Genomic DNA, 22,507 nt, shown 5'->3' on the forward strand with positions numbered 1-22,507 from the left:
CTGCCTGCTATGCTGCATTGCAGCAAGGTGCCTATAGCGCGTTCAGCGGCACCTTCAGGAACACGCGCCCATCCGGGCGGGCCGCCGGCAGGGCGCCCGCGCGCATGTTCACCTGCAGTGATGGCAGGATCAGCTTCGGCACGTCGAGCGTCCGGTCGCGAGCCTCGCGGGTCGCCACGAACTCGTCCTCGGTGATGCCGTCCCTGACATGGATGTTGTGGGCGCGCTGCTCGGCGACGGTCGACTCCCAGCGTATGGCCCGGCCGTTGGGCCCGTAGTCATGACACATGAACAGCCGCGTCTCCGGCGGCAGGCCCAGCACTCGGCGGATGGACCGGTACAGGGTGCGGGCATCCCCGCCACGGAAGTCGGCGCGCGCGCTGCCGCCATCGGGCATGAAAAGCGTGTCGCCCACGAAGGCAGCGTCGCCGATGACGTGCGTCATGCACGCCGGCGTATGGCCGGGCGTGTACAGCGCGCGGGCCGTGAGCCCACCGATGGAGTAGGTGTCGCCATCCCTGAACAGCCGGTCGAACTGGCTGCCGTCGCGACGGAAGTCGGGCCCTTCGTCGAACACGTCGCCGAAGATCTCCTGCACCACGGTGATCTTCTCGCCGATGCCGATGCGGCCGCCGAGGCGATCCTGGATGTAGGGCGCGGCGGACAGATGGTCGGCGTGCACATGCGTCTCGATCAGCCATTCGAGGCGCAGGCCGCGCGCCGCGATGTGGTCGATGATCGCATCGGCGGAGCCGTGCGCGATCCGCCCGGCTGCGTAGTCGAGGTCCGTCACGGGATCGATCACCGCGCAGCAATCCGAGCCGGGGTCCCGGACGACGTAGCTGATCGTGTTGGTCGCTTCGTGAAAGAAGCCCGTCACCTCCGGTGTCGCCGCGGCTCCGGCAGGATGGCGGCTGGCTGTCATCGGGCGTTCCTCCACGGCATCCGCCGGCGGATGCGGCCCGGGCGGTTGCCACGGCAACGGCGAACGTCGCCGCACGGTTGCCCTCCACCGCGCAGCGGTGGGCCCGGCGAGGCACGCTCTTGATTTGACCCGCCGCCCGCAATGCCCTTCAAACGGCCCGAACGCCGCTTGCGAGGTCAGCTCATGGACGCCTTCGACGCCCTCACCCTGGCGCGGCTCCAATTCGCATTCACGGTCAGCGCGCACATCATCTTCCCCTCCTTCTCGATCGGCTTGGCGAGTTACCTCGCGGTGCTGAACGGGCTGGGGCTGTGGACAGGGCGGCAGGTCTTCTTCGATCTGTTCAACTACTGGAAGAAGATCTTCGCCGTGACCTTCGGCATGGGCGTCGTCTCCGGCATCGTGATGAGCTACCAGTTCGGCACCAACTGGTCGGTCTTCTCGGACAAGGCCGGGCCGGTGATCGGCCCGCTGATGGGCTACGAGGTACTGTCGGCCTTCTTCCTCGAGGCCGGCTTCCTCGGCGTGATGCTGTTCGGACGCGAGCGGGTCGGGCCGAAGCTGCATTTCGTCGCGACGCTGATGGTCGCGCTCGGCACCTTCATGTCGGCCTTCTGGATCCTGTCGGTTAACAGCTGGATGCAGACGCCGGCGGGCCACGGCATGAACGAGGCCGGGCAGTTCATCGTGCTCGACTGGTGGGCGGTGATCTTCAACCCGTCCTTCCCCTATCGGCTCGTGCACATGGTGCTCGCCGCCTATCTCACCACGGCCTTCGTCGTCGGCGCTGTCGGGGCGCTGCATTTGCTGCGCGACCGCAGGAACGAGGCGACGCGCATCATGTTCTCGATGGCGATGTGGATGGCTGCGATCGTCGCGCCCATCCAGATGTTCGCCGGCGACCAGCACGGGCTGAACACGCTGGAACACCAGCCAGCCAAGATCGCCGCCATCGAAGGCCATTTCGAGACGGTGTCCGGCGCCGGGCTGATCCTGTTCGGCATCCCGGACGCCGCGAATTCCCGCATCGATTACCGGGTCGAGATCCCGTATCTCGGCTCGCTCATCCTGACCCATTCGCTGGACGGCACCATCCGCGGCCTGAACACTTGGCCGCCCGAGGACCGCCCGCCCGTCGGCATCATCTTCTGGAGCTTCCGGATCATGGTGGGGATCGGGATCCTGATGTTCCTGCTCGGCATGTGGAGCCTGTGGCTGCGCTGGCGCGGCCGGCTCTACGATTCGACGCTGCAGCACAAGGCCGCGCTGCTGATGGGACCATCCGGCTTCGCGGCGGTGCTCGCCGGCTGGGTCACCACCGAGGTCGGGCGCCAGCCCTGGACGGTCTACGGCCTGCTGCGCACGGCGGATTCCGTCTCGCCGCTCGACGCCGCGGCGGTCGGCACCTCGCTGATCGCCTTCATCGTCGTCTATTTCGCGATGTTCGGGTCCGGCACCTTCTACATCCTGCGGCTGATGAACAAGGCGCCGGAACGTGGCGAGCATGGCCTGCCGCCCGACGAGCCGATCCGCGCGGGCGGCATCGTCCCGGCCCCGGTGATGGAGAACGCCCCCTCGGCCAGCGAACAGGGAAGCAAGCCATGACGCTCGACCTTCCGATGATCTGGGCGGCGCTGATCGCCTTCGCGGTGCTGGCTTATGTGGTGCTCGACGGCTTCGACCTCGGCGTCGGCATCCTGTTTCCCTTCATGCGCAAGGAGGCCGAACGCGACGAGGCGATGAACTCCGTCGCGCCGGTCTGGGACGGCAACGAAACCTGGCTGGTGCTGGGCGGCGGCGGGCTGCTGGCCGTCTTCCCGCTGGCCTACTCCATCATCATGTCGGCGCTCTACGCGCCGATCATCGTCATGCTGCTGGCGCTGGTGTTTCGCGGCGTCGCGTTCGAATTCCGCTGGCGGACGAAGCGCGGCCAGTTCCTGTGGGACTGGGCCTTCGCGTTCGGCTCGACCATGGCGGGCTTCGCGCAGGGGGTCGCCCTCGGCGCGCTCGTGCAGGGCATCCCGGTCGCCAACCGCGCCTATGCCGGCGGCTGGTGGGACTGGCTGACGCCTTTCAGCCTGCTGACCGGCGTCGCGCTGGTGATCGGCTATGCGCTGCTTGGCGCCACCTGGCTGATCTACAAGGCCGAGGGTGAGGTGCAACGCCGCGCCTACGCGATCGCCTTCCTGGCGGCGCCGGCGACGCTGCTGCTGATCGGCGCCGTCAGCCTGTGGACGCCGTTTCTCAGCCCGGTCTACGCGGACCGCTGGTTCGCTTGGCCGCAGGTCGCGCTGGTCGTGCCGGTACCGCTCGCGGTGCTCGGCATGGGGCTGCTGCTGATGCTGAGCCTGCAGGCTCGGCGGGAGGCCGCCCCCTTCCTCGCCTCGCTCGGGCTGTTCGTGCTGTGCTTCGTCGGGCTGGGGATCAGCTTCTTCCCCTACATGGTGCCCCATTCCGTCACCATCCGGGACGCCGCCGCGCCGGACAACAGCCTGGCGTTCCTGCTGGTCGGCGCGGCGGTGCTGGTACCGATGATCCTGGCCTACACGGCCTACGCCTACTGGGTATTCAGGGGGAAGGTGAACGCGTCAGGGGGTTACCACTGATGCCCGGCACCAAGCCGCTGGCGGCACGGATCGGCTGGTTCGTGCTGATCTGGGCGGCGAGCGTGCTGGCGCTGGGCGTGGTGGGGTTGCTGATCAAGGTGATGCTGCGGTGATTGGGGGGCCCCGGAGAAGGGCTTTGCCCATCTCCGGACCTCATCCCACCAAAGGCCGAAGGGCCTTTGGAAACCGATACGTGTTGGGCAGGGCCGATGATCTGCTCGCGTCGCACGCGCCGCCAGGAATCCCGGCTACGGTGCTCAGGCCACGTTTCCCATCCGGGCTCCACAGCGGCGCTCGGCGCCAGGTCGAGGTGTCCAGAGGCCTTTCGGCCTTTGGCGGGGTGAGGTTTGGAGAGGGGGCAGCGCCCCTCTCCAACTCGTCACCGCCCCGTCATCTCGATCAGCAGCTCGTCGCGTCCCAAGCTCAGCACCACACCCATCTGCGTGCCTCGCAAGTGCATGATCACCCCGGCGGCGTTCTGCAGCCACAGCTCGTCCGTGCGGCGCGTGTCGAGGCCCCGATCGCCCGTTCCCTGCGTGTAGATCCCCGCGAAATCCTCGATGCGCGTCAGCCCGTAGACGTCGCCGCTGGCCTGGATGCGCGCCGCACCGCCCGGGCCGACCACTGTGCCGGCCATGCGGAATGGGTAGGACCGGCCGCGGAAGCTCAGCGTCCCGTTCCCCGCCCCGGCGCCGGCGATGAACTCCTCCGCAAGGGTGACGGTGCCGACCGGCCGACGACCGGCGATGCTGCGTTCGGTGGGAACAGGAGGCACGGCGGAGCAGCCAGCCAGGGCGGACAGGCCGCCGAAGGCGGCGGCCGAGCAGAACGCGCGACGATGCATGGACGGTGACCCGATCAGGATTGTCGCCGCAGACTCACGCTGTTTCATGCGTCGGTCAACGCCCGCCCGCGGCGAAGTCCGGCAGTAGTCCGCCGCCGGCGACCATGCGGAAAGGCAGCCCATAAGCCCGCTGCAGCAGCGTCGGATCGAGCGCCTCCGCCACGCCGCCACAGGCGGCGAGCCGCCCGTCGATCAGCATGGCCACACGGTCCGCGACGAAATCAGCCTCGTTGAGGTCGTGCAGCACCGCGAGCACCGCGGTGCCCTGCCGCGCCAGGCGCCGCAGCAGGCGCAGCAATTGTCCGCGATGCCCGGCATCGAGGCTCGCTGTGGGTTCGTCCAGCAGCAGCGCCGCGGGTGCCGCCGCGCCATCGAGCTGCGCGAGGGCCCGCGCCACCTGCACGCGCTGCCGTTCCCCGCCAGAAAGCGTGGCGTAGGCACGCTCGGCGAGATGCGCCACGCCGGCCTGTTCCATCGCCAGTGTCACCGCGGCCTCGTCACGGGCCATCTGCGCCGTCGCATGCCAGGGCAGCCGGCCGAGCGCGATCACCTCCGCCGCGCGCATCGGAAAGCCCAGCGCGACGTGCTGGCTGACCACTGCGCGCCGGCGGGCAAGGTCGATCGGCCGCCAGTCGCGCAGCGCCCGTCCTTCCACGCGGACCTGTCCTGCCGCGACCGCCAGGTCACCGGCCAGGGCGCGCAGCAACGTGGACTTGCCCGCCCCGTTCGGGCCAACCACGGCGAGAACCTCGCCGGGGTTCAGCGTCAGCGACACATCCGCGAGCAGCGCCCGCCCGCCGGCGCGCACGGTGACGGAATCGGCGCCAATCATGCGCCCATCCCCCGTCGGCGCAGCAGCCACAGGAAGAACGGCGCGCCGAGCAGGGCGGTGACGACGCCGACGGGCAACTCGGCCGGCGCGGCCAGGCTGCGCGCCAGCAGATCCGCCAGTACCAGCAGCGTGCCGCCCAGGAGCGCCGCCCCGGGCAGCACCAGCCGGTGATCCGCCCCGAACCCCAGCCGCACGAGATGCGGCACCACCAGCCCGACGAAACCGATCAGCCCGGTGAAGGCGACCCCCGCCGCCACCGCCACCGCGGCGAGCGTCAGGGCGAGGCGCTTCACGGACTCGACACGCACGCCGAGATGGAAGGCCTCCGCCTCCCCCAGCAGCAGGGCGTTGAACGGGCGGGCCAGCGCGCAGAGCGCGAGGGTGGGCAGCCCGACCAGCACCGCGACGACGGGCAGATGTGCCCAGCGCGACCCGGCGAGGCTGCCGAGCGTCCAGAAGGTGATGTCCCGCACCTGACGGTCATCGGCCATGAAGATCATCACGCCGGTCAGCGCACCGGCGAGCGCATTCACCGCGACACCCGCGAGCAGCAGTGTCGCCACCCCGGCCACGCCCTGCACGGTGCCCAGCCGCGCCATCATCAGCGTGGCGAGCAGCCCGCCGACGAACGCCGCGACCGGCAGCAGCCACAACCCCATCACGCCGGCAGCGGCGCCGAAGATGCTGGAGCCGAGCACGATCGCCGTGACCGCAGCCAGGGCCGCGCCGCCGGACACGCCGATCAGCCCGGGATCGGCGAGCGGGTTGCGGAACAGCCCCTGCATCGCCGCGCCCGCCGCGCCGAGCCCGGCCCCGACCAGCGCCGCCATCAGCACGCGCGGCGCCCGGATCACGCCGAGCACGGCCGCGTCGCGCACATATTCCGCCGGTAGTGGCGCGATGCCGAGGACATCCAGCACCGTCGCGGTCAGGCCGCCCATCGTGACCGGCGCTGGGCCAAGCAGCACGCCTGCCAGCATGGCAGCGGCCAGCAGCGCCGCGCCGAGCGGCAGCATGGCCACGCGGCCCCGCGCGCGGGGGGAGGCAGTCGCCAGGGCGAGGCTCACGTCCAGGCACGCGCCGGCAGCGCGGGCAGCGGCGCGCCGGGATGCAGCAGCATGGCCAGGTCCCGCCGCGCATGCGCAGCGCGCGGCCCGAAGCTGAGCACGTAGGACCCGTCGATCGCCAGCACGCGCCGCGTCCGGACCACGGGCGTCACGGCCAGCGCCGGCACGGCGAGCAGCGCGTCGATGCCGCCGATCTCCTGCAGGACATGGTCCATGATCACGACCGCCTCCGGCGCGATCTGCGCCGCGGCTTCCGCCGAGAGCGGGCGATAGCCGTTATAGCCGGACACCACGTTCTGCGCCCCGCCGGCGGCGAGCATCGCAGCCGCCAGCGTTCCGGCGCCCGAGACGAGCGGCGCCCCGCGCGACGCGGACAGGACGAAGATCGTCCGCACCGGCCGCAGCGCCGCGATCGGCGCATCGAGCGATTGCCAGTCCGCCAGCACGGTGTCGGCGACCGGCCTGCCATCCACCTCCAGCGCATCGGCGACGGCGCGGATCTTGGCGGCGATGCCGTCGCCGGTCGGCACCTCGGGAATGGATCGGATCGGCGCGCCGGCCGCGCGCAGCACAGCGAGCGCCTGCGCCGGCCCCGCATCTGCCGAAAGCAGCATCATGTCGGCGTTGAGCGAGATCAGCCCCTCCGGCGCCAGGGCGCGCATGTAGCCGATCTGCGGCAGCCCGCGGACGGCCGCCGGGAAGCGGCTGGTGCTGTCAACCGCCACGACGCGATCGCCGACGCCCAGCGCGAAGACGCATTCCGTCACCGCGCCGCCGACGGCCACGATGCGATGCGGCGTCTCGGCGCGCGCCGGCGCGGCCAGCACGGCCGCGCCGCCGGCGAGCAGGACCCGGCGGCCGATCATGCCGCGCTCTCTGCCAGGAAGGCGTGGCGTTCGGCGACGGTCGAGGCGATGGCGCGCCAGTCCTCGCGCTCCGCCTGTCCCGGCTTGCGGGCACCGAACAGCAGGGCGATGACCTCGCCATCGGCGTCGAGCAGCTCGATCGAGGTCACCGCGCCATCCGCCGTCGGCTTCACGACGCGCCAGGCGGCCGCGACGCCGGCCTCGCGCAGATGCAGGTTGAAGTCCGAGTCGAGCACATTGAACCAGCCTGGTATGTCGAGCAGCCGGTCCACCGTGCCGGTATGGATCTGGATGGCCGAGCGGTTGCCCACGAAGACCATGACGGGCACCGCCTGCGCCGAGGCGAGGCGCAGCGCCTCCGAACCCGCCTGCGGGTCGAGCCGCATGGCGAGGTCCCCACCCGCCAGGCCGAATGCCTGGCGGCGCGTCGCCCGGTGGCGGCGCAGCATGGGGAAGAAGTCGTGGGTGTCGCGCAGGGCCAGCCAGTCCTCCCGCAGGGCGCGGCCGTCGACCGGGTCTTCGGCCTTCGGCGTGGCGATCGCAGGGGGGGTGGCGGGCGGCGCATCGGCCTGTTCCACCGCGAAGCCGGCAACGATGCGCGACCAGCCGTCCCGGTCGGTCGCATCGGTCGCGTAGATCTTGTGCGCGGCGACGCCGTCCGTGTCGAAGATCTGGATCGAAGGCCGTTCCCCGCCCAGCGCATAGGCATGCGCCCATCGGCCCGGGAACAGCCGCAGGTCGATGTCGGCGCCGAGCACGAGGATGTGCCCGGGGCCGGAGGAGACCTTGTCGAAGCATCCTTTGCGCTCATGCACCGCATGCTCGTTGCGCGTCAGCGCCATGATGCGGCCGGCCTCCGGCATGGCGCCGATCAGGGCCGTCCAATCCGGGCGGAGCGGCGTGGCGGTGCCGGTCGCACCAGAGGCGACCAGCGCGGCTTCGGTAGTACCTAGGCGCTGCGCGGCGTCGCGGGCGCGGACCGGCTTGCCGGCGTCGCGGATCAAAGCGGCGTGGCGTTCGACGAGATCGGACATGGGCGTGTCCCCTTCAGTTTGCAGGACGGTGAGCGGACGCGACGGTCCCCGCCGCACATCGCGGCGGGGCCGGCGGGCGTGCGCGACGGCCGGCACGGCACGATTATGATTTCGAACGATGCGGGCGGATCGCTCGGAGCCGCGCCCGACACGTCACCGCCGGACGTCCGAAGGCGTCGGCTCCGACCTCCGGCCGCCACGCTGCGGCGAGACAGGAATCGGCCAAGTGGGCGCGGCGGCGCCGGCAGACTACTTCGTGAGGATGAGCTTGCCGTGCCGCGTGAGCTTGAGGCGATAGGTCTCGGTGCCATGGCGGATCGCGATCTCGCGCGAATTGCCGAGCAGCGCCCGGCTTTCGAGCACCGCGGGTTCGCGGAGGACGGGTTCGCGCGCCGGGGCCGGCGCGGGCTGCGTCGCGCCGATCACCGCGCGGCTACCCGGCCAGAGGCGGCCGTGCGCGGGGCACGCCATCCCAGATGGAGACAGGCGACGGACATCGCCGCGATGCCGACTTCGATCCAACTGGCCACGGGTCGATCCCTTTCGGTGCAGGCAACGCCCGGCAGGCTGTTCCTGCGGGGCTGTCGATGCGGCGATCCTAGCTGATGTTGCGAGTCATTCGCAACTAAGAATCGTGGCCGCCGATCGTGCTAGGCTGCGGCCATGCGTCTTGCCGTCATCGCCGACATCCATGGCAACATCCTCGCCCTTGACGCGGTCCTCGCAAATATCGACCGCCGCGGCGTGCGGGACATCCTCAACCTGGGCGACGTGGTCTCCGGCCCGTTGCGGCCGCGCGATTGCGCGGAGCGCATCGTCGCGCGCCGCATCCCTACGGTGCGCGGCAACCATGACCGCTGGGTCGCCGAGGGCGGTGCAGGCAAGTCGGACGCCTTCGCGCTGGAACGGCTCGACCCCGCACAGGCAGCGTGGCTCGGCGCCTTGCCGCCGCTGCTGGAGCCCGCGCCGGGGGTGCTCGCCTTCCATGCGCGACCCGACGACGACAACACCTATCTGATGGAGGAGGTAGCCGGCGGCCGGCTACTGCCCGCCGCCGGCGACACCGTCGCGGCGCGGCTCGGCGCAACGGCCGCGCGCGTGCTGCTGTGCGGGCACAGCCATCTGGCGGGGCTGATGCGGCTCGACGACGGACGCGTGCTGGTCAATCCCGGCAGCGTCGGGTGCCCGGCCTATGACGACCCGACGCCGCCGGCGCATGTCTCGGAGGCCGGCGCGCCCTTCGCCCGCTATGCGATCGTGGAGATCGAGGGCGCCGTCCTGACCGGCTGCGAGATGATCGCGCTGCCTTATGACCACGCTGGTGCCGCCGCGCAGGCGGAGGCCGCCTCGCGTCCCGACTGGGCCCACGCGTTGCGCACCGGCCGAATGCCGCGCGGCGGTTGACGGCGCAGCCCCGGCCGTGGTCTCGGGCGGCCTCCTCCGCCTTACCGGGACCCCATGATCCGCCTCGACAACATCAGCAAGCAGAACGGCCGCCAACTTCTTTTCATCGAGGCATCGGCCGCGCTCCAGAAGGGCGAGCGCATCGGCCTGGTCGGGCCGAACGGTGCCGGCAAATCCACCCTGTTCCGCATGGTCATCGGCCAGGACCAACCGGATGAGGGCCAGGTGCTGGTCGATCGCGGCGTGACCATCGGCTTCTTCAGCCAGGACGTTGGGGAGATGTCGGGCCGTTCCGCGGTGGCCGAGGTGATGGACGGCGCCGGCAATGTCAGCGAGGTCGCGGCCGAACTGGCGGAGCTGGAAGCCGCGCTGTCCGACCCCGACCGCGCCGATGAGATGGATACGATCCTGGAACGCTTCGGCGAGGTGCAGGCCCGCTTCGAGGAGCTGGGTGGCTATGCGCTGGAGAGCAAGGCGCGCGAGGTGCTCGACGGCCTCGGCTTCAGCCAGGAGATGATGGACGGCGATGTCGGCGCGCTGTCGGGCGGATGGAAGATGCGCGTGGCGCTGGCGCGCATCCTGCTGATGCGCCCCGACGTGATGCTGCTCGACGAGCCTTCGAACCACCTGGACCTCGAGAGCCTGATCTGGCTGGAGCAGTTCCTCACCGGCTACGACGGCGCGCTGCTGATGACGTCCCACGATCGGGAGTTCATGAACCGCATCGTTAACAAGGTCATCGAGATCGATGGCGGCACGCTGACGAGCTTCTCCGGCAATTACGATTTCTACGAACAGCAGCGCGCCATGAACGAGCAGCAGCAGCAGGCGCAGTTCGAGCGCCAGCAGGCGATGCTGGCGAAGGAGATCAAGTTCATCGAGCGCTTCAAGGCCCGCGCGTCCCACGCCGCGCAGGTGCAGTCGCGGGTGAAGAAGCTCGACAAGATCGACCGCGTCGAGCCGCCGCGGCGCCGACAGACCGTGGCGTTCGACTTTCCCGCGGCCCCACGCTCAGGCGAGGACGTGGTCAATCTCCGGAACGTCCACAAGCGCTACGGCAGCCGCGTGATCTATGAAGGGCTGGACCTGCTGATCCGCCGGCGCGAACGCTGCTGCGTGCTCGGCGTAAACGGCGCAGGAAAATCCACGCTGCTGAAGCTGGTGACGGGCTCGACCGAGCCCGACGAGGGCAGCGTCGCCGTCGGCGGCAGCGTGAAGACGGGATACTTCGCACAGCACGCCATGGAGCTGCTGGACGGCGACCGCACCATTTTCCAATCGCTGGAGGACGCCTTCCCGCAGGCCAATCAGGGGTCTCTGCGGGCGCTGGCGGGCTGCTTCGGATTTTCCGGCGACGACGTCGAGAAGAAGTGCCGTGTGCTGTCAGGCGGCGAGAAGGCACGGCTCGCCATGGCGCGGATGCTCTACGACCCGCCGAACTTCCTGGTGCTCGACGAGCCGACCAACCATTTGGACATGGCGACGAAGGAGATGCTGATCGCGGCGTTGGCGTCCTATGAAGGCACCATGCTGTTCGTGTCGCACGACCGCCACTTCCTCGCCGCGTTGTCGAACCGTGTGCTGGAGCTGACGCCTGAAGGCATTCACCAATATGGCGGCGGTTACACCGAGTACGTGGCGCGGACCGGGCAGGAAGCGCCCGGCCTGCACGGCTGACGCGCGGCGCGTCAGAAGGTTACGCGCGGCGGGGGCAGCGGCGTGCCGGGCGGAATCGCGCCGCGGCGGATCATGCAGGCGTGATAGAGCTGCGGCAGGAGCACCAGCAGTTCCTGCCGCATCTCCTCCATGTTCGCGGCATTGCCGCCGCCCATCTCGCCATACAGCTTGTAGCGAGGATTGTTCTCCGCCTCTCGGCGGCAGGCGGACGCGTCCGGGCCGGATTGGTCGGGTACATTGGCCCAGACGCCGCCCGTGGCGCAGCCGGCGAGGCCCAGCAACCCAGCCAGGGCGAGGGCATTGAGGCGAATCGTCATCGTCGTCTCCTGTTTCGCCACGCCGTCATACCGGCGGCGCCAGCACCTTGTCGCGGTAGTTGCAGAAGGCGCGCGCCACGCAACGCCAGCATTCAGGGGCCCGCGCCTTGCAGACATAGCGGCCGTGCAGGATCAGCCAGTGATGCGCATCCCGCAGCAGATCGGCGGGAATGCGTTTCACCAGCCTCTCCTCGACCTCCAGCGGCGTCCGGCCGGGAGCCAGGCCGCAGCGGTTGCCCAGCCGGAAGATGTGCGTGTCCACCGCCATGGTGTTCTGCCCGAAGGCGGCGTTGAGCACGACATTCGCCGTCTTGCGCCCCACGCCGGGCAGCGCTTCCAGCGCCTCCCGCGTCGAAGGGACGGCGCCGCCATGCTTCTCGACCAGGTCACGCGACAGCGCGGCGACATTCTTCGCCTTCGATTGCCATAGCCCGATTGTGCGGATGTAGGGGCCGATCCCCTCGGCGCCGAGCGCTGCCATCGCGGCCGGCGTCGGTGCGGCGGCGAACAGCGCCGGGGTGCAGCGGTTCACCGCCGCATCGGTCGCCTGGGCCGAGAGCACCACCGCGACCAGTAGGCTGAATGTGTCGTGATAGAGCAGCTCCGTTTCCGGCGCCGGGTTGGCCGTGGCCAGCGCGCGGATGAAGGCTTCCGCCTGGGCAGGCGGCATCAGCCGCGCGCGGCGCGGGGCGGCGGCGGAGCCATGATCGGGTCGCTTGGGGCGGGGGAACAGAGCGGGCATGTCTGGTGTCGCGCCGATCCTGGCTTATCTTGCCCCAGTATGGCACCCCCCGCCGACCCCGTGCTGTTCCAGGCCATCTGCACGCCGCCGCGCTCCTTCAGCAGGGGGCTGTTCCGGGTGCTGGCCGGGCTGCTCGCCGTTCTGGCGACGCTGACGGCAACTGTCTTCCTCATCATCGGGGCGTGGCCGGTGCTGCCCTTCCTCGGGCTCGAGGTCTGCTTCGCGCTCGGCATGGTGGTATTCCACGCCCGCCGCACCGCCCGCATCTCGGAGATCATCCTGCTGACCGCCGACCGGCTGACCGTGACCCGCACCGACGCGCGAGGCAGGCGGGAGGAGGTCATGCTCGACCCGTACTGGGCCCGCAGCATCTACATACCGCGCCCTGCCCATGCCGGCGTGCTGCGGCTGGAAAGCCGAGGACGCGGCGCGGAAATCGGACAGCACCTGGGGGGGGACGAGAAGGTGTCGCTCCATGAGGCGCTGTCGGCGGCGCTGGCGCGGGCGAAGCAGCCGGTGTTCGACAATCCGCAGTTGCGCTGATCGCGGTGGACGGGCCTTGCCCCATCTACAGCCGTAAAACCAGGAAGACGTAGCGCCTTCAACGATTGCAGCGGCAGCAGCAGGGCAATCCGAGCCGCGCCGCGGCAGCGGCCCCCTGCCGCTCACATGTCCGGATCGAGCAGCCGCAATACGCCTTCGAGCTGATCAAGGTCGCGGTAGTTGATCATGACCTGCCCGCCCTTGCCGCTCGTCTTGATGCCGACCTTCAGTCCGAGCCGTTCGGTCAGTCGGCGTTCAAGCGCGGCCACGTTCGCGTCCTGGTTGGCTCCCCGCCGTGCGGCCGGGTCACGCGGCGCCGCCGCCGCCAACGCTTCGGTCTGGCGCACCGACAGCCCGCGCACCACGACCAGCCCGGCGAGCCGCTCCGGGTCCTCGGCGCCGAGCAGAGCGCGGGCGTGGCCGGCGGATAGCGCGCCGCCGCGCAGCATGTCCCGCACTCGCGCCGGCAGGTTCAGCAGGCGCAGCGTGTTCGCGACGTGGCTGCGAGACTTGCCGACCGCCTGGCCGAGCCCTTCCTGCTTCAGGCCGAACTCGCTGAGCAGGCGTGCGTAGCCTTCTGCCTCCTCGAGCGCGTTCAGGTCTTCGCGCTGCAGGTTCTCGACCAGGCCGGCAGCCATGGCCGCGCGGTCATCGAGGTCCCGAATCACGACCGGCACGTCGTGCAGCTTCGCCTGCTGCGCCGCCCGCCAGCGGCGTTCCCCGCCGAGAATCTGGAACTTGCCGGCCGCACCGGGTTTCGGGCGTACGAGGATCGGCTGCAGGATCCCGTGTTCCTGGATGGAGGCCGCAAGTTCGGCGAGCGCTGCCGGATCAGGCGTGGCGCGAGCCTGGAATGGGCTTGGCTCCAACACCTCGATCGGCAGTGTGCGCGGGGCGGCGCCGGGGGAAGCGGCGGTGGGGGCTGGCGTGCTGTCGCCCATCAGGGCCGACAACCCCATCCCGAGGCGCGTAGGCTTCTTCATGCGGCCGATTTCCTGGCGCGGCGCTCGCGCTTCAGCAGTTCCGCTGCGAGGTCCACATAGGCCTGCGCACCGGCGGAGCGGTGGTCGTAAAGGATGACCGGCAGACCGTGCGACGGCGCCTCGCTGATGCGGACGTTGCGCGGGATGACGGTGGAATAGACCTTGGCGCCGAAGAAGGCGCGGACATCGGCTGCGACGAGCTCCGATAGATTGTTGCGCTTATCAAACATAGTCAGAACGATACCTTCGAGCTCCAGCGCCGGATTCAAGGCGCGCTTCACCCGATCCACGGTTCTCGTGATCTGGGAGACGCCTTCGAGGGCGAAGAACTCGGTCTGCAACGGCACCAGGACCGAGGTGGATGCCACCAGCGCATTCAAGGTGAGCAGACCGAGGGAGGGCGGGCAATCGATCAGGATCACCTCGGTACCGGCCAGCGCCTCCCGCTGTGATTCCAGCGCATCGCGCAGGCGACGCTCGCGGTTCTCCAGCCCGACGAGTTCGATCTCCGCGCCCGCGAGTTCCGGGTCGGCCGGCAGCAGGGTGAGATTCGGGATCTTCGTCGGCCGCAGCAGGTCGCGCAGCGGGCGTTCGCCGGTCAGCAGAGCGTAGGAACCCGCGCCGCGATCCTGGCGTGCGATGCCGACGCCGGTCGAGGCGTTGCCTTGCGGGTCCATGTCGATCAGCAGCACCCGGCGCTTTGCGGCAAGCGCGGTGGCGAGATTGATGGCGGTTGTCGTCTTCCCGACGCCACCCTTCTGGTTGGCGAGGGCAATGATGCGGGGGGGCGCGCGGTCAGTCGTCGCGGACACGGCGTATCTCGCTCAGGCGGAGGATGGTGGCCTCGGGGTCCGTGCGGCTTTCGAACCGCTCCGCGGTGAAGTGCCAGTCCGCGGCAGCGGTCGTCAACTCCTGCTCCGCAGTGCGGCCTTTCGGCAGGATCGCAACGCCGCCCGGGGCGAGGAATCGCGCGGCGAATCCGAGCAGCACGTCGATCGAGGCGAGCGCACGTGCCGTGATGGCGGCGACCGGCGGCAGCCGGACCTGCTCGATCCTCCGTGGATGAACCTTCACGTGGGGAAGTCTCAACGTGCCGGCGGCTTCTATCAGGAACGCCGCCTTGCGGCGGTCGGATTCGATTAGGTGCACGTCCCGCTGCGGGAGGGCGGCCGCGATGACAATGCCGGGCAATCCGCCGCCGGATCCGAGGTCGGCGATCGGACCATCCGCGGGTAGGAGCGGCACCAGTTGCAGGCTGTCGGCGATGTGGCGGGTCTCGATATCCGCCGACGTTCGGCTCGAGACTAGGTTGATCGTCGCGTTCCACCGCAGCAACAGGTCACGATACGCGGCGAGCCGGGCGTCGCGCGCAGCATCTGCCGGAACCGCTGGGCTAGGCTGTTTCACGTGGAACGAACCTCATCCCGGCGAAGCGCGACCGCCAAGGCCGCGATGGCCGCAGGCGTAATCCCTGCAAGGCGGCCGGCGGAACCGAGCGTCGCGGGCCGGGCGGCAGAAAGACGCTGCCGCATCTCCGTGGAAAGTCCCGGAATGGAGCTGAAATCCAGCCCATCAGGGATGCGCGTGCGTTCCTCGCGTTCCAGCAGGCGCATTTCGGCCTCCTGGCGGCGCAGATAGGGGGCATAGAGCGCCTCCGCTTCCAGCTGCGCCCGCAGTGCGGGGGAAAGGTCACGCAGCCAGGGGAAGGCCTGGTCGACGGCTGCAGCATCGACGCCTGGCAGCGCGAGGACCTCCAGGACTGATCGGCGCTTGCCGTCCTGGTTGACCGCAATGCCACCCGTGGCGAGCGCTGCCGGTGTAGCGCCATCGGCCTGCGCCCGAGCCAGTGCGTCGGCCGTGGCGGCCGCGAAGGCCCGGTGCCGCGCCGCGCGCTCATTCCCCACGCAGCCCCAGGCGATGCCCCTTTCGGTCAGCCGAAGTCCGGCATTGTCGGACCGCAGTACCAGCCGGTGCTCGGCCCGTGCTGTCAGCATGCGGTAGGGCTCGGACACACCCTGAAGCACGAGGTCGTCCACCAGCACGCCCGCATAGGCCTCGCTCCGCGTCAGCACTCGGTCGGGCAATCCGCCGGAAGCGCGCTGCGCGGCGTTCAGGCCGGCCATCAGGCCCTGGGCTGCCGCCTCCTCATAACCGGTCGTACCGTTGATCTGCCCCGCCAGGAACAGCCGTGGCACGGACCGCACCTCCAGTGCCGGCGTCAGTGCGCGCGGGTCGACATGATCGTACTCGATGGCGTAGCCAGGCCGGACGATCCGGGCGCGCCCGAGCCCCGGGATCGATGCGATCATCGCGGCCTGCACGCCTTCCGGCAGGCTCGTGGAAATGCCGTTCGGATAGACCGTGTCGTCGTCCAGCCCTTCCGGCTCCAAGAAGATCTGATGCCGCTCCCGCTCGGCGAAGCGCACGACCTTGTCCTCGATCGAGGGGCAGTAGCGCGGGCCGACGCCCTGGATGCGCCCGCCATAGACTGCGCTCTGGTGCAGGTTGGCGCGGATCACGGCATGCGTCGCGGGGGTCGTCGCGGTGATGCCGCAGACGATCTGGCGATTGGTGATGCGATCCGTCATCCAGGACAGCGGCTCCGGCGGATCATCGCCGGGCTGGGCTTCAAGCGCCTGCCAATCGATGGTCCGCCCGTCCAGCCGCGGTGGTGTCCCGGTCTTCAGTCGCGCCAGCGGCAGCCCTAGCCTCTCAAAGGCCAGCGCCAAGCCGACGGCCGGTTCATCGCCAGCCCGCCCCGCCGGAATGCGCTGTTCGCCGATACGGATCTCACCGCGCAGGAAGGTTCCGGTGGTCACGACCAGCGCACCGCAGCCGAACCGCCCCCCGTCGCCCGTGAGGACCGCGGCGATGCCGCCATCCGCCGCAATCTCAATCCCTTCCGCCGCCGTGGCGATGATCGTGAGGCCGGGCTGGCCTGCCAGCAACTCGCGCACCGCGCGCCGGTACAGCTTCCGGTCGGCCTGCGCCCGGGGGCCGCGCACCGCCGGCCCTTTTGACCGGTTGAGCATTTTCACATGGATAGCCGCAGCATCCGCTGCGCGCGCCATCAGCCCGTCGAGCGCGTCCACCTCCCGGACGAGATGCCCCTTCCCCACCCCGCCAATGGCAGGGTTGCAGGACATCTCGCCGAGCGTTTCGAGCCGGTGGGTCAGCAGCAGCGTGCGCGCACCGCAGCGGGCCGCAGAAGCCGCTGCCTCGCAGCCGGCATGCCCGCCGCCGACGACGATGACATCGAAGTTCTTATCCATGGGGGGCGTATACGCCATGGCAGGAAGGTCGGGGGAGAGAACCTCCCCCTTTCTTTCACTGTGCCAGTCCGCGGCGATCACTTCCCGATGCAGAAGTCGGCGAAGACGACGTCCAGAATGTCCTCCACGCCCACCCTGCCAGTCAGACGGCCGAGGGCCCGCAGGGCGGCACGGAACGCCTCGGACGCCAGTTCAGGCATGACAGCGGTCTCTGCATCGCCAAGCCAGGCGACGACCTCGGTCAGCGCGGCGCGGTGCCGCGGTCTCGTCAACAGGGCAGCATCGGAGGCGCCAGCAAGCCGCGCGGCACTCTCGGTCAGGCGAGCACGTAGCGCATCCAGTCCGGCGCCAGTCAGTGCCGACACTGCCAGCGCCTCGACGCCACCGATCATCGCCGGCGCCGGGACCAGATCCGCCTTGTTGGCCAGCACCATCGCATCGGGACCGACCCATCGCAGGGTCTCAGCGTCGGGCGTGGCGTCCGCAGCGAAGACCGTCAGCACCAGGTCGGCCTCCTCCGCCCGGCTGCGTGCGCGGCGGATGCCCTCCTGCTCGATTTCGTCGCCGGCCTCTCGCAGCCCGGCGGTATCCGCGAGCGTTATCGGGACGCCGGCGAGGGCGAGCCGCACCTCCACGACATCACGCGTCGTTCCCGCGCGGGCCGAGACGATGGCCACCTCCCTTCCCACGAGGGCGTTCAGCAATGACGACTTGCCGGCATTCGGGGCGCCCAGGATCGCCACGAGCAACCCCTCCCGCAGCCTTTCGCCGCGTCCACCATCTGCCAGATGCGCCTCGATCTCACCGCGGAGCCCTGCCGCCCCGGTCCTCGCCCGGTCGCACAGATCGGTCGGCAGATCGTCCTCCGCGAACTCGATGGCTGCTTCCTGATGGGCAAGCAACCGTGTCAGCCGCGCAGCCCAGCCGCCATACAGTGCCGCCAGGGCACCATTGGCCTGCCGCAACGCCTGCCGACGCTGGGCCTCCGTTTCCGCGGCGATCAGATCGGCGACACCTTCCGCCGCTGTCAGGTCCATTCGACCATTCAGAAAGGCGCGGCGGGTGAACTCACCGGCTTCGGCCGGCCGCGCACCCAGGGCCGTCAAAGCCCCGGCTACCGCAGCGATCACCGCCGGGCCGCCATGCAGGTGAAGCTCGACGCTGTCCTCGCCAGTATACGATCGCGGCCCTGGGAACCACAGGACCAGCGCCTGATCCAGGGTCTCGCGGGTGCCAGGGTCACGTAGTCGCCGCAGGCCGGCCACCCGCGGCGCGGGCAATCGGCCCGCCATGGCCGCGAGGATCGCCCCGCTCGAAGAGCCGGACACGCGCAGGATGGCAACGGCACCTCGGCCGGCACCGCTCGCCAGGGCGAAGATCGTATCGGTGGCGCTCACGTCACGCCGACGGATGTTTCACGTGGAACACTCGCGAGGCACCTTTCCCGGGCATCGACGGCGCAAGCATCTACCCGCCTCCGCCCGCCTCTCCAACGGCCCTCGCCCCACGCTTGACGCGCCTAAGCGTAGGGTGTCTGTCGCAGAACCATGCCGCAGCTCTCCCTGCACACCCCGCTCGGTGACCTCACGCTGTCCGAGGAGGATGGCGCCATCGTCGCCCTGGATTGGGGCCGCGGGCGCGATCAGGAACCGACGCCGCTCCTGCTCCGGGCCCGCGACCAGCTCCAGGATTACTTCGACGGTAGCCGGACCGCCTTCGACCTGCCGCTTGCTCCCCACGGGACGCCTTTCCGGCAAAAGGTGTGGGCTGCGCTATGCGCCATCCCGCCGGGGCAGACCCGTTCCTACGTCGATATTGCGCGACAGGTTGGCTGCCGCGCCCCGCGCGCGATCGGTCAGGCCAATGGCGCCAACCCGATCCCGATCCTCATTCCCTGCCACCGCGTCGTGGCAGCGGACGGTTCCCTCGGCGGCTATTCGGGCGGCGAGGGAGCGGCTACCAAGCGCTACCTTCTCGACCTCGAGCGCAACGCCGCCGGGGGCGACACTCTCTTCACGGCCGCGACGCCGGCCCAGCGACGGAGCCGTTGATCATGACCCACGCCATCCGCATCCACGAGACCGGCGGGCCGGAGAAGATGATCTGGGAGGACATCCCCCTCCCCGCGCCGAAGCCCGGTGAAGCGCTGGTCCGTCACAAAGCGGTCGGCCTGAACTTCATCGACGTCTACTTCCGCACCGGCCTATACAAGGCGCCGTCGCTGCCCGCGATCATCGGCATGGAGGGCTCCGGCATCGTGGAGGCGGTGGGCGACGGCGTGACGGAGGTCGCCGTCGGCGACCGGGTCGCCTACGCCACCGCGCCGATCGGTGCCTACGCCGAAGCGCGCTGCATCAAGGCCGACCGCCTCGTGAAGATGCCCGAGGGCATCGGCTTCGAGCAGGCCGCGGCCATGATGCTCCAGGGCATGACGGCCGCGTTCCTCATTAAGAAATGCTACCCGGTGCAGTCCGGCCAGACCGTGCTGGTGCACGCGGCCGCGGGCGGCGTCGGGCTCATCATGTGCCAGTGGCTGAAGCACCTCGGGGCCACCGTCATCGGCGTGGTCAGCACCGAGGAAAAGGCCGCGCTCGCCCGCGCGCACGGCGCCGCCCATGTCCTGCTGACAAAGGATGACGTGCCCGCGCGCGTGAAGGACATTACGGGCGGCGCGATGCTGCCAGTGGTGTTCGACAGCGTCGGGCGCGACAGCTTCAACACCTCGCTCGACTGCCTCGCACCCTTCGGCATGCTAGTCTCCTACGGCAATGCCTCAGGCCCGGTGGCAGTTCCCGATCTCGGTATCCTGGCCGCCAAGGGCTCGCTCTACCTGACGCGCCCGACGCTTGCGACCTACACCGCGAAGCGGGACGACCTGATCGCCCGCGCCAACGACCTCTTTGAGGTGGTGGGTTCCGGTGCCGTCCAGATCCGGGTGAACCAGACCTTCGCGCTGAAGGACGCCGCCGATGCGCATCGCGCGCTGGAAGCGCGGCAGACCACCGGCAGCACCGTCCTGCTGCCCTGAGGTTCGCTCAGCGCCTCGACCGCGCGCCGATCAGGCCGCCGATCACCGCCCCGATCACACCGCCCGCCGGCCCCATCAGGAAGACGGCGCCCATCGCATAGGCGCCCTCCGCCTGACTGACCCGCGCGACCTCCCCATAGGCGAGCGCCGCCGCGCTGGTCGCGACCCAACCCAGCACGAAGCCAAGCAGAACCCCGACCGCGATGCGGATCATATGCCGTCCCCGAAGGGCGCCTTCAGCCACAGCGCATCCTTCACCTTCGCCGTGACGAAGGCCGTGTGCGCCGCCATCCGGTCCACCGGTACGATGATCGGCTGCGACACCCATTCGACGCTCTCGACCACCGCCAGAATGGGTCCGCCGCTCAGGCCGGCCGATGCCAGTTCCAAGCCCGGCTGCTTGCCGCCCATCAGTTCCAGATAGACCTGCGCGAGCAGCCGGCAGTCGAGGATCGCGTTGTGCGATGACCGCATGGAATTATCGACGCTGAGCCGACGGCAGAGCGCATCCAGGCTGTTCGGCATTCCCGGATACCGATCCTTTGCGAGCATCAGGCTGTCGACCATCCGACCGCGGTCGAGGCGCGGATGGCCGCAGCGGTGCAGCTCCGCGTCCAGGAAGCCGAAATCGAAGGGCGCGTTATGGGCGATGATCGGCGCATCGCCCAGGAACTCGAGCATTTCCGCGGCAATCTCGGCGAAGCGCGGCTTGCCGGCCAAATCGGCGCTGGTGAAGCCGTGGACGCGCGTCGCTTCGGCCGGGATGTCGCGTTCCGGATCGACCAGCTTGTGGAAGACCAGCCCGGTCGGCAGCAGGTTCACGAGTTCCACGGCGGCGACCTCGATGACGCGGTCGCCCTGCCCGGGCTCAAGGCCGGTGGTTTCTGTATCCAACACAATCTGGCGCATGCGCGCAGTATAGGCGCACCGCGTACCGCGCCTATGGCGTGAGTTGCCGGACGAGGCGCTTGATGCGTGCCTGGGCGAAGCGGCGGCTCAAGCCTGTCGGGATGACGTGGTGGGCCCGGCGCCGCTTCTCCGCGTCCGGCATCTGTCGCGCCCGGATCGAGGTCAGGCGTTCCTCCGTCATGCCCCGCCGGCGCAGAACGCGGGTCCGTTGCACGGCCGCGGGCGCGGAAACAACGACGACGCGGTCGACGCGCGCCTCCCCGCCGGTTTCCAGCAGCAGTGGCACGTCCAGCACCACCAGCCGCCGCCCCTCCCGGCGCGCGCGCGCCAGGAAGCGGCGCTCCTCGTCCCGCACCAGCGGGTGGACGATGCCCTCGAGCCGTTTCAGTGCGCCGGGGTCGCCCAGTACTGCGCGACGCAGAGCCTCCCGGTCCACGCGGCCATCGACGACGCTGCCGGGAAAGGCCGCGCGGATCGGTCCGACCGCCCTGCCGCGGCGCGCCTGCAGCCGATGCACCGCGGCATCGGCGTCGAACACGGGGATGCTCAGCCGCCGGAAACTGTTGGTGGCGGTCGACTTGCCCATCCCGATACTTCCGGTCAGGCCGATGATGATCATCGCGGCGGGATGTCCGCGGCGACCAATTCCCGCAGAGCGGCGTCCACGCGGGGGGCGCCGCCGAACCAGGCCTCGAAGCCCGGCCGTGCCTGGTGCAGCAGCATGCCAAGCCCTTCTGCCGTGCGCAGCCCCCGCGCCCGCGCGGCCGCCAGCAGCGGCGTCTCCAGCGGCACATACACGATGTCCGCCACCACGGCCGATGGGGGCAGCGGCGCGAGGTCGATATCGAGCGACGGGTGCCCCTGCATGCCGAGTGATGTCGTATTGACCAGCAGCGCGGCCTCGCGGAGCGGTGGAGCATCCGCCACATCAACCGGACCGCCGAGGTCGCGCGCCAGGGCCTCCGCCCTCTCCCGCGACCGGTTCACCAGCGTCACCCGCGGGCAACCGGCATCGAGCAAGGCCGCCGCGATGGCCCGCGCCGCGCCGCCGGCGCCGAGAAGGACAGCGGCCCCCGACGAAGGCGCCCATTCCGGGACATGGTCGCGGACGTTCTCGATGAAGCCGTAGCCGTCGGTATTCGATCCCTCAATCCGTCCGTCCCGGAACACCAGCGTGTTGACCGCGCCGGCGCGGCGGGCCGAGGCATCCACCGCATCGCAGACCGCGAAGGCCGCCTCCTTGTGCGGGATGGTGACGTTGGCACCGCGGAAGCCGAGCGAGGCCAGCGCCTTCACCGCCGCGGCGAAGCCGCCGGGTTGCACCGGCAACGGCAAGTAGGCGCCATCGATGCCGAGCGACTCCAGCCAATAGCCATGGAGCCGCGGCGAGCGCGAGTGGGAGACAGGCCAGCCGAGGACGCCGGCGAGACGAGCATGACCAGAAAGAAGTCGCATGGA

The 22,507-nt window shown here is 69.9% G+C and carries 25 protein-coding genes and 1 pseudogene; 8 read left to right on the top strand and 18 right to left on the bottom strand.

From position 1 onward, the window contains the following. Window positions 1-31 precede the first annotated feature (31 nt). Window positions 32-925, bottom strand: a complete 894-nt coding sequence (locus GXW78_RS05525) for an MBL fold metallo-hydrolase (RefSeq protein ID WP_211866816.1) — start codon at window positions 923-925, stop codon at window positions 32-34. A gap of 183 nt (window positions 926-1,108) precedes the next feature. Between GXW78_RS05525 and GXW78_RS05530 the strand changes: the two genes are divergently transcribed. From GXW78_RS05530 to GXW78_RS05540, 3 genes are read left to right on the top strand one after another with little or no spacing between them, the layout of a single operon-like run. After that, the gene (locus tag GXW78_RS05530) at window positions 1,109-2,530 is read left to right on the top strand and encodes a cytochrome ubiquinol oxidase subunit I (protein WP_211866818.1); all 1,422 of its coding nucleotides are present in this window, start codon (window positions 1,109-1,111) and stop codon (window positions 2,528-2,530) included. Further along, a complete protein-coding gene (gene cydB, locus GXW78_RS05535) occupies window positions 2,527-3,531 on the top strand; it encodes a cytochrome d ubiquinol oxidase subunit II (RefSeq protein WP_211866820.1) in 1,005 nt (334 codons plus the stop codon). Before GXW78_RS05530 ends, cydB begins: the two co-directional genes overlap by 4 nt. Next, entirely contained in the window at window positions 3,531-3,644 is a 114-nt protein-coding gene (locus GXW78_RS05540; RefSeq protein WP_211866822.1) for a DUF2474 family protein, read from the top strand. The genes cydB and GXW78_RS05540 overlap by 1 nt, the downstream gene beginning before the upstream one ends. A gap of 266 nt (window positions 3,645-3,910) precedes the next feature. Here the strand turns inward: GXW78_RS05540 and GXW78_RS05545 are convergent, their stop codons facing one another. From GXW78_RS05545 to hemP, 6 genes and pseudogenes are all read right to left on the bottom strand, one after another. Then, on the bottom strand, window positions 3,911-4,375 hold the full coding sequence (locus GXW78_RS05545) for a hypothetical protein (RefSeq protein WP_211866824.1): 465 nt from the start codon (window positions 4,373-4,375) through the stop codon (window positions 3,911-3,913). Between the two features lie 55 nt (window positions 4,376-4,430). Continuing rightward, window positions 4,431-5,198, bottom strand: a pseudogene (locus GXW78_RS05550) (heme ABC transporter ATP-binding protein); the annotation flags it as partial. 5 nt (window positions 5,199-5,203) lie between these two features. Further along, window positions 5,204-6,274 (bottom strand): FecCD family ABC transporter permease, encoded by a 1,071-nt coding sequence (locus GXW78_RS05555; protein WP_338147694.1) that lies wholly within the window; start codon window positions 6,272-6,274, stop codon window positions 5,204-5,206. Then, entirely contained in the window at window positions 6,271-7,140 is an 870-nt protein-coding gene (locus GXW78_RS05560) for a heme/hemin ABC transporter substrate-binding protein (RefSeq protein WP_211866828.1), read from the bottom strand. Before GXW78_RS05560 ends, GXW78_RS05555 begins: the two co-directional genes overlap by 4 nt. Beyond that, complete coding sequence (locus tag GXW78_RS05565) at window positions 7,137-8,174, bottom strand: hemin-degrading factor (protein ID WP_211866830.1); 1,038 nt, start codon at window positions 8,172-8,174, stop codon at window positions 7,137-7,139. The genes GXW78_RS05560 and GXW78_RS05565 overlap by 4 nt, the downstream gene beginning before the upstream one ends. Window positions 8,175-8,423: 249 nt before the next feature. Further along, window positions 8,424-8,600 (bottom strand): hemin uptake protein HemP, encoded by a 177-nt coding sequence (gene hemP, locus GXW78_RS05570; RefSeq protein WP_338147695.1) that lies wholly within the window; start codon window positions 8,598-8,600, stop codon window positions 8,424-8,426. Between the two features lie 237 nt (window positions 8,601-8,837). Here hemP and GXW78_RS05575 point away from each other — a divergent pair, with 237 nt between their 5' ends. Both GXW78_RS05575 and GXW78_RS05580 read left to right on the top strand, forming a co-directional pair. Beyond that, window positions 8,838-9,578, top strand: a complete 741-nt coding sequence (locus GXW78_RS05575; RefSeq protein WP_211866834.1) for a metallophosphoesterase family protein — start codon at window positions 8,838-8,840, stop codon at window positions 9,576-9,578. A 54-nt stretch (window positions 9,579-9,632) separates the two neighbouring features. Continuing rightward, complete coding sequence (locus tag GXW78_RS05580; RefSeq protein ID WP_211866835.1) at window positions 9,633-11,255, top strand: ABC-F family ATP-binding cassette domain-containing protein; 1,623 nt, start codon at window positions 9,633-9,635, stop codon at window positions 11,253-11,255. Between the two features lie 11 nt (window positions 11,256-11,266). On the opposite strand, the gene GXW78_RS05585 is transcribed toward GXW78_RS05580, so the two are convergent. Next, window positions 11,267-11,572 (bottom strand): hypothetical protein, encoded by a 306-nt coding sequence (locus GXW78_RS05585; protein ID WP_211866836.1) that lies wholly within the window; start codon window positions 11,570-11,572, stop codon window positions 11,267-11,269. Window positions 11,573-11,597: 25 nt separating this feature from the next. After that, a complete protein-coding gene (gene nth / locus GXW78_RS05590) occupies window positions 11,598-12,242 on the bottom strand; it encodes an endonuclease III (protein WP_246521916.1) in 645 nt (214 codons plus the stop codon). A gap of 111 nt (window positions 12,243-12,353) precedes the next feature. Here nth and GXW78_RS05595 point away from each other — a divergent pair, with 111 nt between their 5' ends. Next, on the top strand, window positions 12,354-12,857 hold the full coding sequence (locus GXW78_RS05595; RefSeq protein ID WP_211866838.1) for a DUF2244 domain-containing protein: 504 nt from the start codon (window positions 12,354-12,356) through the stop codon (window positions 12,855-12,857). Between the two features lie 122 nt (window positions 12,858-12,979). Here the strand turns inward: GXW78_RS05595 and GXW78_RS05600 are convergent, their stop codons facing one another. The 5 genes from GXW78_RS05600 to mnmE form a co-directional block, all read right to left on the bottom strand. Next, a complete protein-coding gene (locus GXW78_RS05600) occupies window positions 12,980-13,840 on the bottom strand; it encodes a ParB/RepB/Spo0J family partition protein (protein WP_246521899.1) in 861 nt (286 codons plus the stop codon). Then, a complete protein-coding gene (locus GXW78_RS05605; protein WP_211866839.1) occupies window positions 13,837-14,652 on the bottom strand; it encodes a ParA family protein in 816 nt (271 codons plus the stop codon). Before GXW78_RS05605 ends, GXW78_RS05600 begins: the two co-directional genes overlap by 4 nt. Next, a complete protein-coding gene (rsmG, locus tag GXW78_RS05610) occupies window positions 14,636-15,247 on the bottom strand; it encodes a 16S rRNA (guanine(527)-N(7))-methyltransferase RsmG (protein WP_211866840.1) in 612 nt (203 codons plus the stop codon). Before rsmG ends, GXW78_RS05605 begins: the two co-directional genes overlap by 17 nt. After that, window positions 15,244-17,112, bottom strand: coding sequence for a tRNA uridine-5-carboxymethylaminomethyl(34) synthesis enzyme MnmG (mnmG, locus tag GXW78_RS05615; RefSeq protein WP_211866841.1), 1,869 nt, complete (start codon window positions 17,110-17,112; stop codon window positions 15,244-15,246). Before mnmG ends, rsmG begins: the two co-directional genes overlap by 4 nt. Before the next feature lie 77 nt (window positions 17,113-17,189). Next, window positions 17,190-18,509: a tRNA uridine-5-carboxymethylaminomethyl(34) synthesis GTPase MnmE gene (gene mnmE / locus GXW78_RS05620; RefSeq protein ID WP_211866843.1), complete on the bottom strand. Its 1,320-nt coding sequence runs from the start codon at window positions 18,507-18,509 to the stop codon at window positions 17,190-17,192. Between the two features lie 150 nt (window positions 18,510-18,659). On the opposite strand from mnmE, the gene GXW78_RS05625 reads away from it, so the two are divergent. Next, the gene (locus GXW78_RS05625) at window positions 18,660-19,163 is read left to right on the top strand and encodes a methylated-DNA--[protein]-cysteine S-methyltransferase (RefSeq protein WP_211866845.1); all 504 of its coding nucleotides are present in this window, start codon (window positions 18,660-18,662) and stop codon (window positions 19,161-19,163) included. Window positions 19,164-19,165: 2 nt separating this feature from the next. Beyond that, complete coding sequence (locus GXW78_RS05630) at window positions 19,166-20,140, top strand: quinone oxidoreductase family protein (RefSeq protein WP_211866847.1); 975 nt, start codon at window positions 19,166-19,168, stop codon at window positions 20,138-20,140. Window positions 20,141-20,147: 7 nt separating this feature from the next. Here the strand turns inward: GXW78_RS05630 and GXW78_RS05635 are convergent, their stop codons facing one another. Genes GXW78_RS05635 through GXW78_RS05650 form a run of 4 tightly spaced genes read right to left on the bottom strand, consistent with a single transcriptional unit; the run spans window position 20,148 to window position 22,504 of the window. Next, entirely contained in the window at window positions 20,148-20,354 is a 207-nt protein-coding gene (locus tag GXW78_RS05635) for a hypothetical protein (RefSeq protein ID WP_211866849.1), read from the bottom strand. Next, window positions 20,351-21,049 carry a DNA polymerase III subunit epsilon gene (gene dnaQ / locus GXW78_RS05640; RefSeq protein WP_211866851.1) on the bottom strand — a complete coding sequence of 233 codons (699 nt, stop codon included), beginning with the start codon at window positions 21,047-21,049 and terminating at the stop codon, window positions 20,351-20,353. Before dnaQ ends, GXW78_RS05635 begins: the two co-directional genes overlap by 4 nt. A 31-nt stretch (window positions 21,050-21,080) precedes the next feature. Continuing rightward, a complete protein-coding gene (gene coaE / locus GXW78_RS05645) occupies window positions 21,081-21,668 on the bottom strand; it encodes a dephospho-CoA kinase (RefSeq protein ID WP_211866853.1) in 588 nt (195 codons plus the stop codon). Then, a complete protein-coding gene (locus GXW78_RS05650; RefSeq protein WP_211866855.1) occupies window positions 21,665-22,504 on the bottom strand; it encodes a shikimate dehydrogenase in 840 nt (279 codons plus the stop codon). Before GXW78_RS05650 ends, coaE begins: the two co-directional genes overlap by 4 nt. Between the last annotated feature and the right edge of the window lie 3 nt (window positions 22,505-22,507).

This window comes from Neoroseomonas terrae, from assembly GCF_018129025.1.
Taxonomy (GTDB): domain Bacteria; phylum Pseudomonadota; class Alphaproteobacteria; order Acetobacterales; family Acetobacteraceae; genus Neoroseomonas; species Neoroseomonas terrae.

What these genes read in the sequence shown, in the direction of transcription:
- GXW78_RS05525 (WP_211866816.1), bottom strand. Translation starts at nt 925, where the DNA reads ATGACAGCCAGCCGCCATCCTGCCGGAGCCGCGGCGACACCGGAGGTG.
- GXW78_RS05580 (WP_211866835.1), top strand. Translation starts at nt 9,633, where the DNA reads ATGATCCGCCTCGACAACATCAGCAAGCAGAACGGCCGCCAACTTCTT.
- GXW78_RS05630 (WP_211866847.1), top strand. Translation starts at nt 19,166, where the DNA reads ATGACCCACGCCATCCGCATCCACGAGACCGGCGGGCCGGAGAAGATG.
- GXW78_RS05545 (WP_211866824.1), bottom strand. Translation starts at nt 4,375, where the DNA reads ATGCATCGTCGCGCGTTCTGCTCGGCCGCCGCCTTCGGCGGCCTGTCC.
- GXW78_RS05540 (WP_211866822.1), top strand. Translation starts at nt 3,531, where the DNA reads ATGCCCGGCACCAAGCCGCTGGCGGCACGGATCGGCTGGTTCGTGCTG.
- nth (WP_246521916.1), bottom strand. Translation starts at nt 12,242, where the DNA reads ATGCCGCCTGCCCAGGCGGAAGCCTTCATCCGCGCGCTGGCCACGGCC.
- GXW78_RS05585 (WP_211866836.1), bottom strand. Translation starts at nt 11,572, where the DNA reads ATGACGATTCGCCTCAATGCCCTCGCCCTGGCTGGGTTGCTGGGCCTC.
- GXW78_RS05600 (WP_246521899.1), bottom strand. Translation starts at nt 13,840, where the DNA reads ATGAAGAAGCCTACGCGCCTCGGGATGGGGTTGTCGGCCCTGATGGGC.
- GXW78_RS05560 (WP_211866828.1), bottom strand. Translation starts at nt 7,140, where the DNA reads ATGATCGGCCGCCGGGTCCTGCTCGCCGGCGGCGCGGCCGTGCTGGCC.
- GXW78_RS05595 (WP_211866838.1), top strand. Translation starts at nt 12,354, where the DNA reads ATGGCACCCCCCGCCGACCCCGTGCTGTTCCAGGCCATCTGCACGCCG.
- GXW78_RS05635 (WP_211866849.1), bottom strand. Translation starts at nt 20,354, where the DNA reads ATGATCCGCATCGCGGTCGGGGTTCTGCTTGGCTTCGTGCTGGGTTGG.
- GXW78_RS05530 (WP_211866818.1), top strand. Translation starts at nt 1,109, where the DNA reads ATGGACGCCTTCGACGCCCTCACCCTGGCGCGGCTCCAATTCGCATTC.
- coaE (WP_211866853.1), bottom strand. Translation starts at nt 21,668, where the DNA reads ATGATCATCATCGGCCTGACCGGAAGTATCGGGATGGGCAAGTCGACC.
- GXW78_RS05625 (WP_211866845.1), top strand. Translation starts at nt 18,660, where the DNA reads ATGCCGCAGCTCTCCCTGCACACCCCGCTCGGTGACCTCACGCTGTCC.
- GXW78_RS05575 (WP_211866834.1), top strand. Translation starts at nt 8,838, where the DNA reads ATGCGTCTTGCCGTCATCGCCGACATCCATGGCAACATCCTCGCCCTT.
- dnaQ (WP_211866851.1), bottom strand. Translation starts at nt 21,049, where the DNA reads ATGCGCCAGATTGTGTTGGATACAGAAACCACCGGCCTTGAGCCCGGG.
- GXW78_RS05650 (WP_211866855.1), bottom strand. Translation starts at nt 22,504, where the DNA reads ATGCGACTTCTTTCTGGTCATGCTCGTCTCGCCGGCGTCCTCGGCTGG.
- mnmG (WP_211866841.1), bottom strand. Translation starts at nt 17,112, where the DNA reads ATGGATAAGAACTTCGATGTCATCGTCGTCGGCGGCGGGCATGCCGGC.
- GXW78_RS05565 (WP_211866830.1), bottom strand. Translation starts at nt 8,174, where the DNA reads ATGTCCGATCTCGTCGAACGCCACGCCGCTTTGATCCGCGACGCCGGC.
- cydB (WP_211866820.1), top strand. Translation starts at nt 2,527, where the DNA reads ATGACGCTCGACCTTCCGATGATCTGGGCGGCGCTGATCGCCTTCGCG.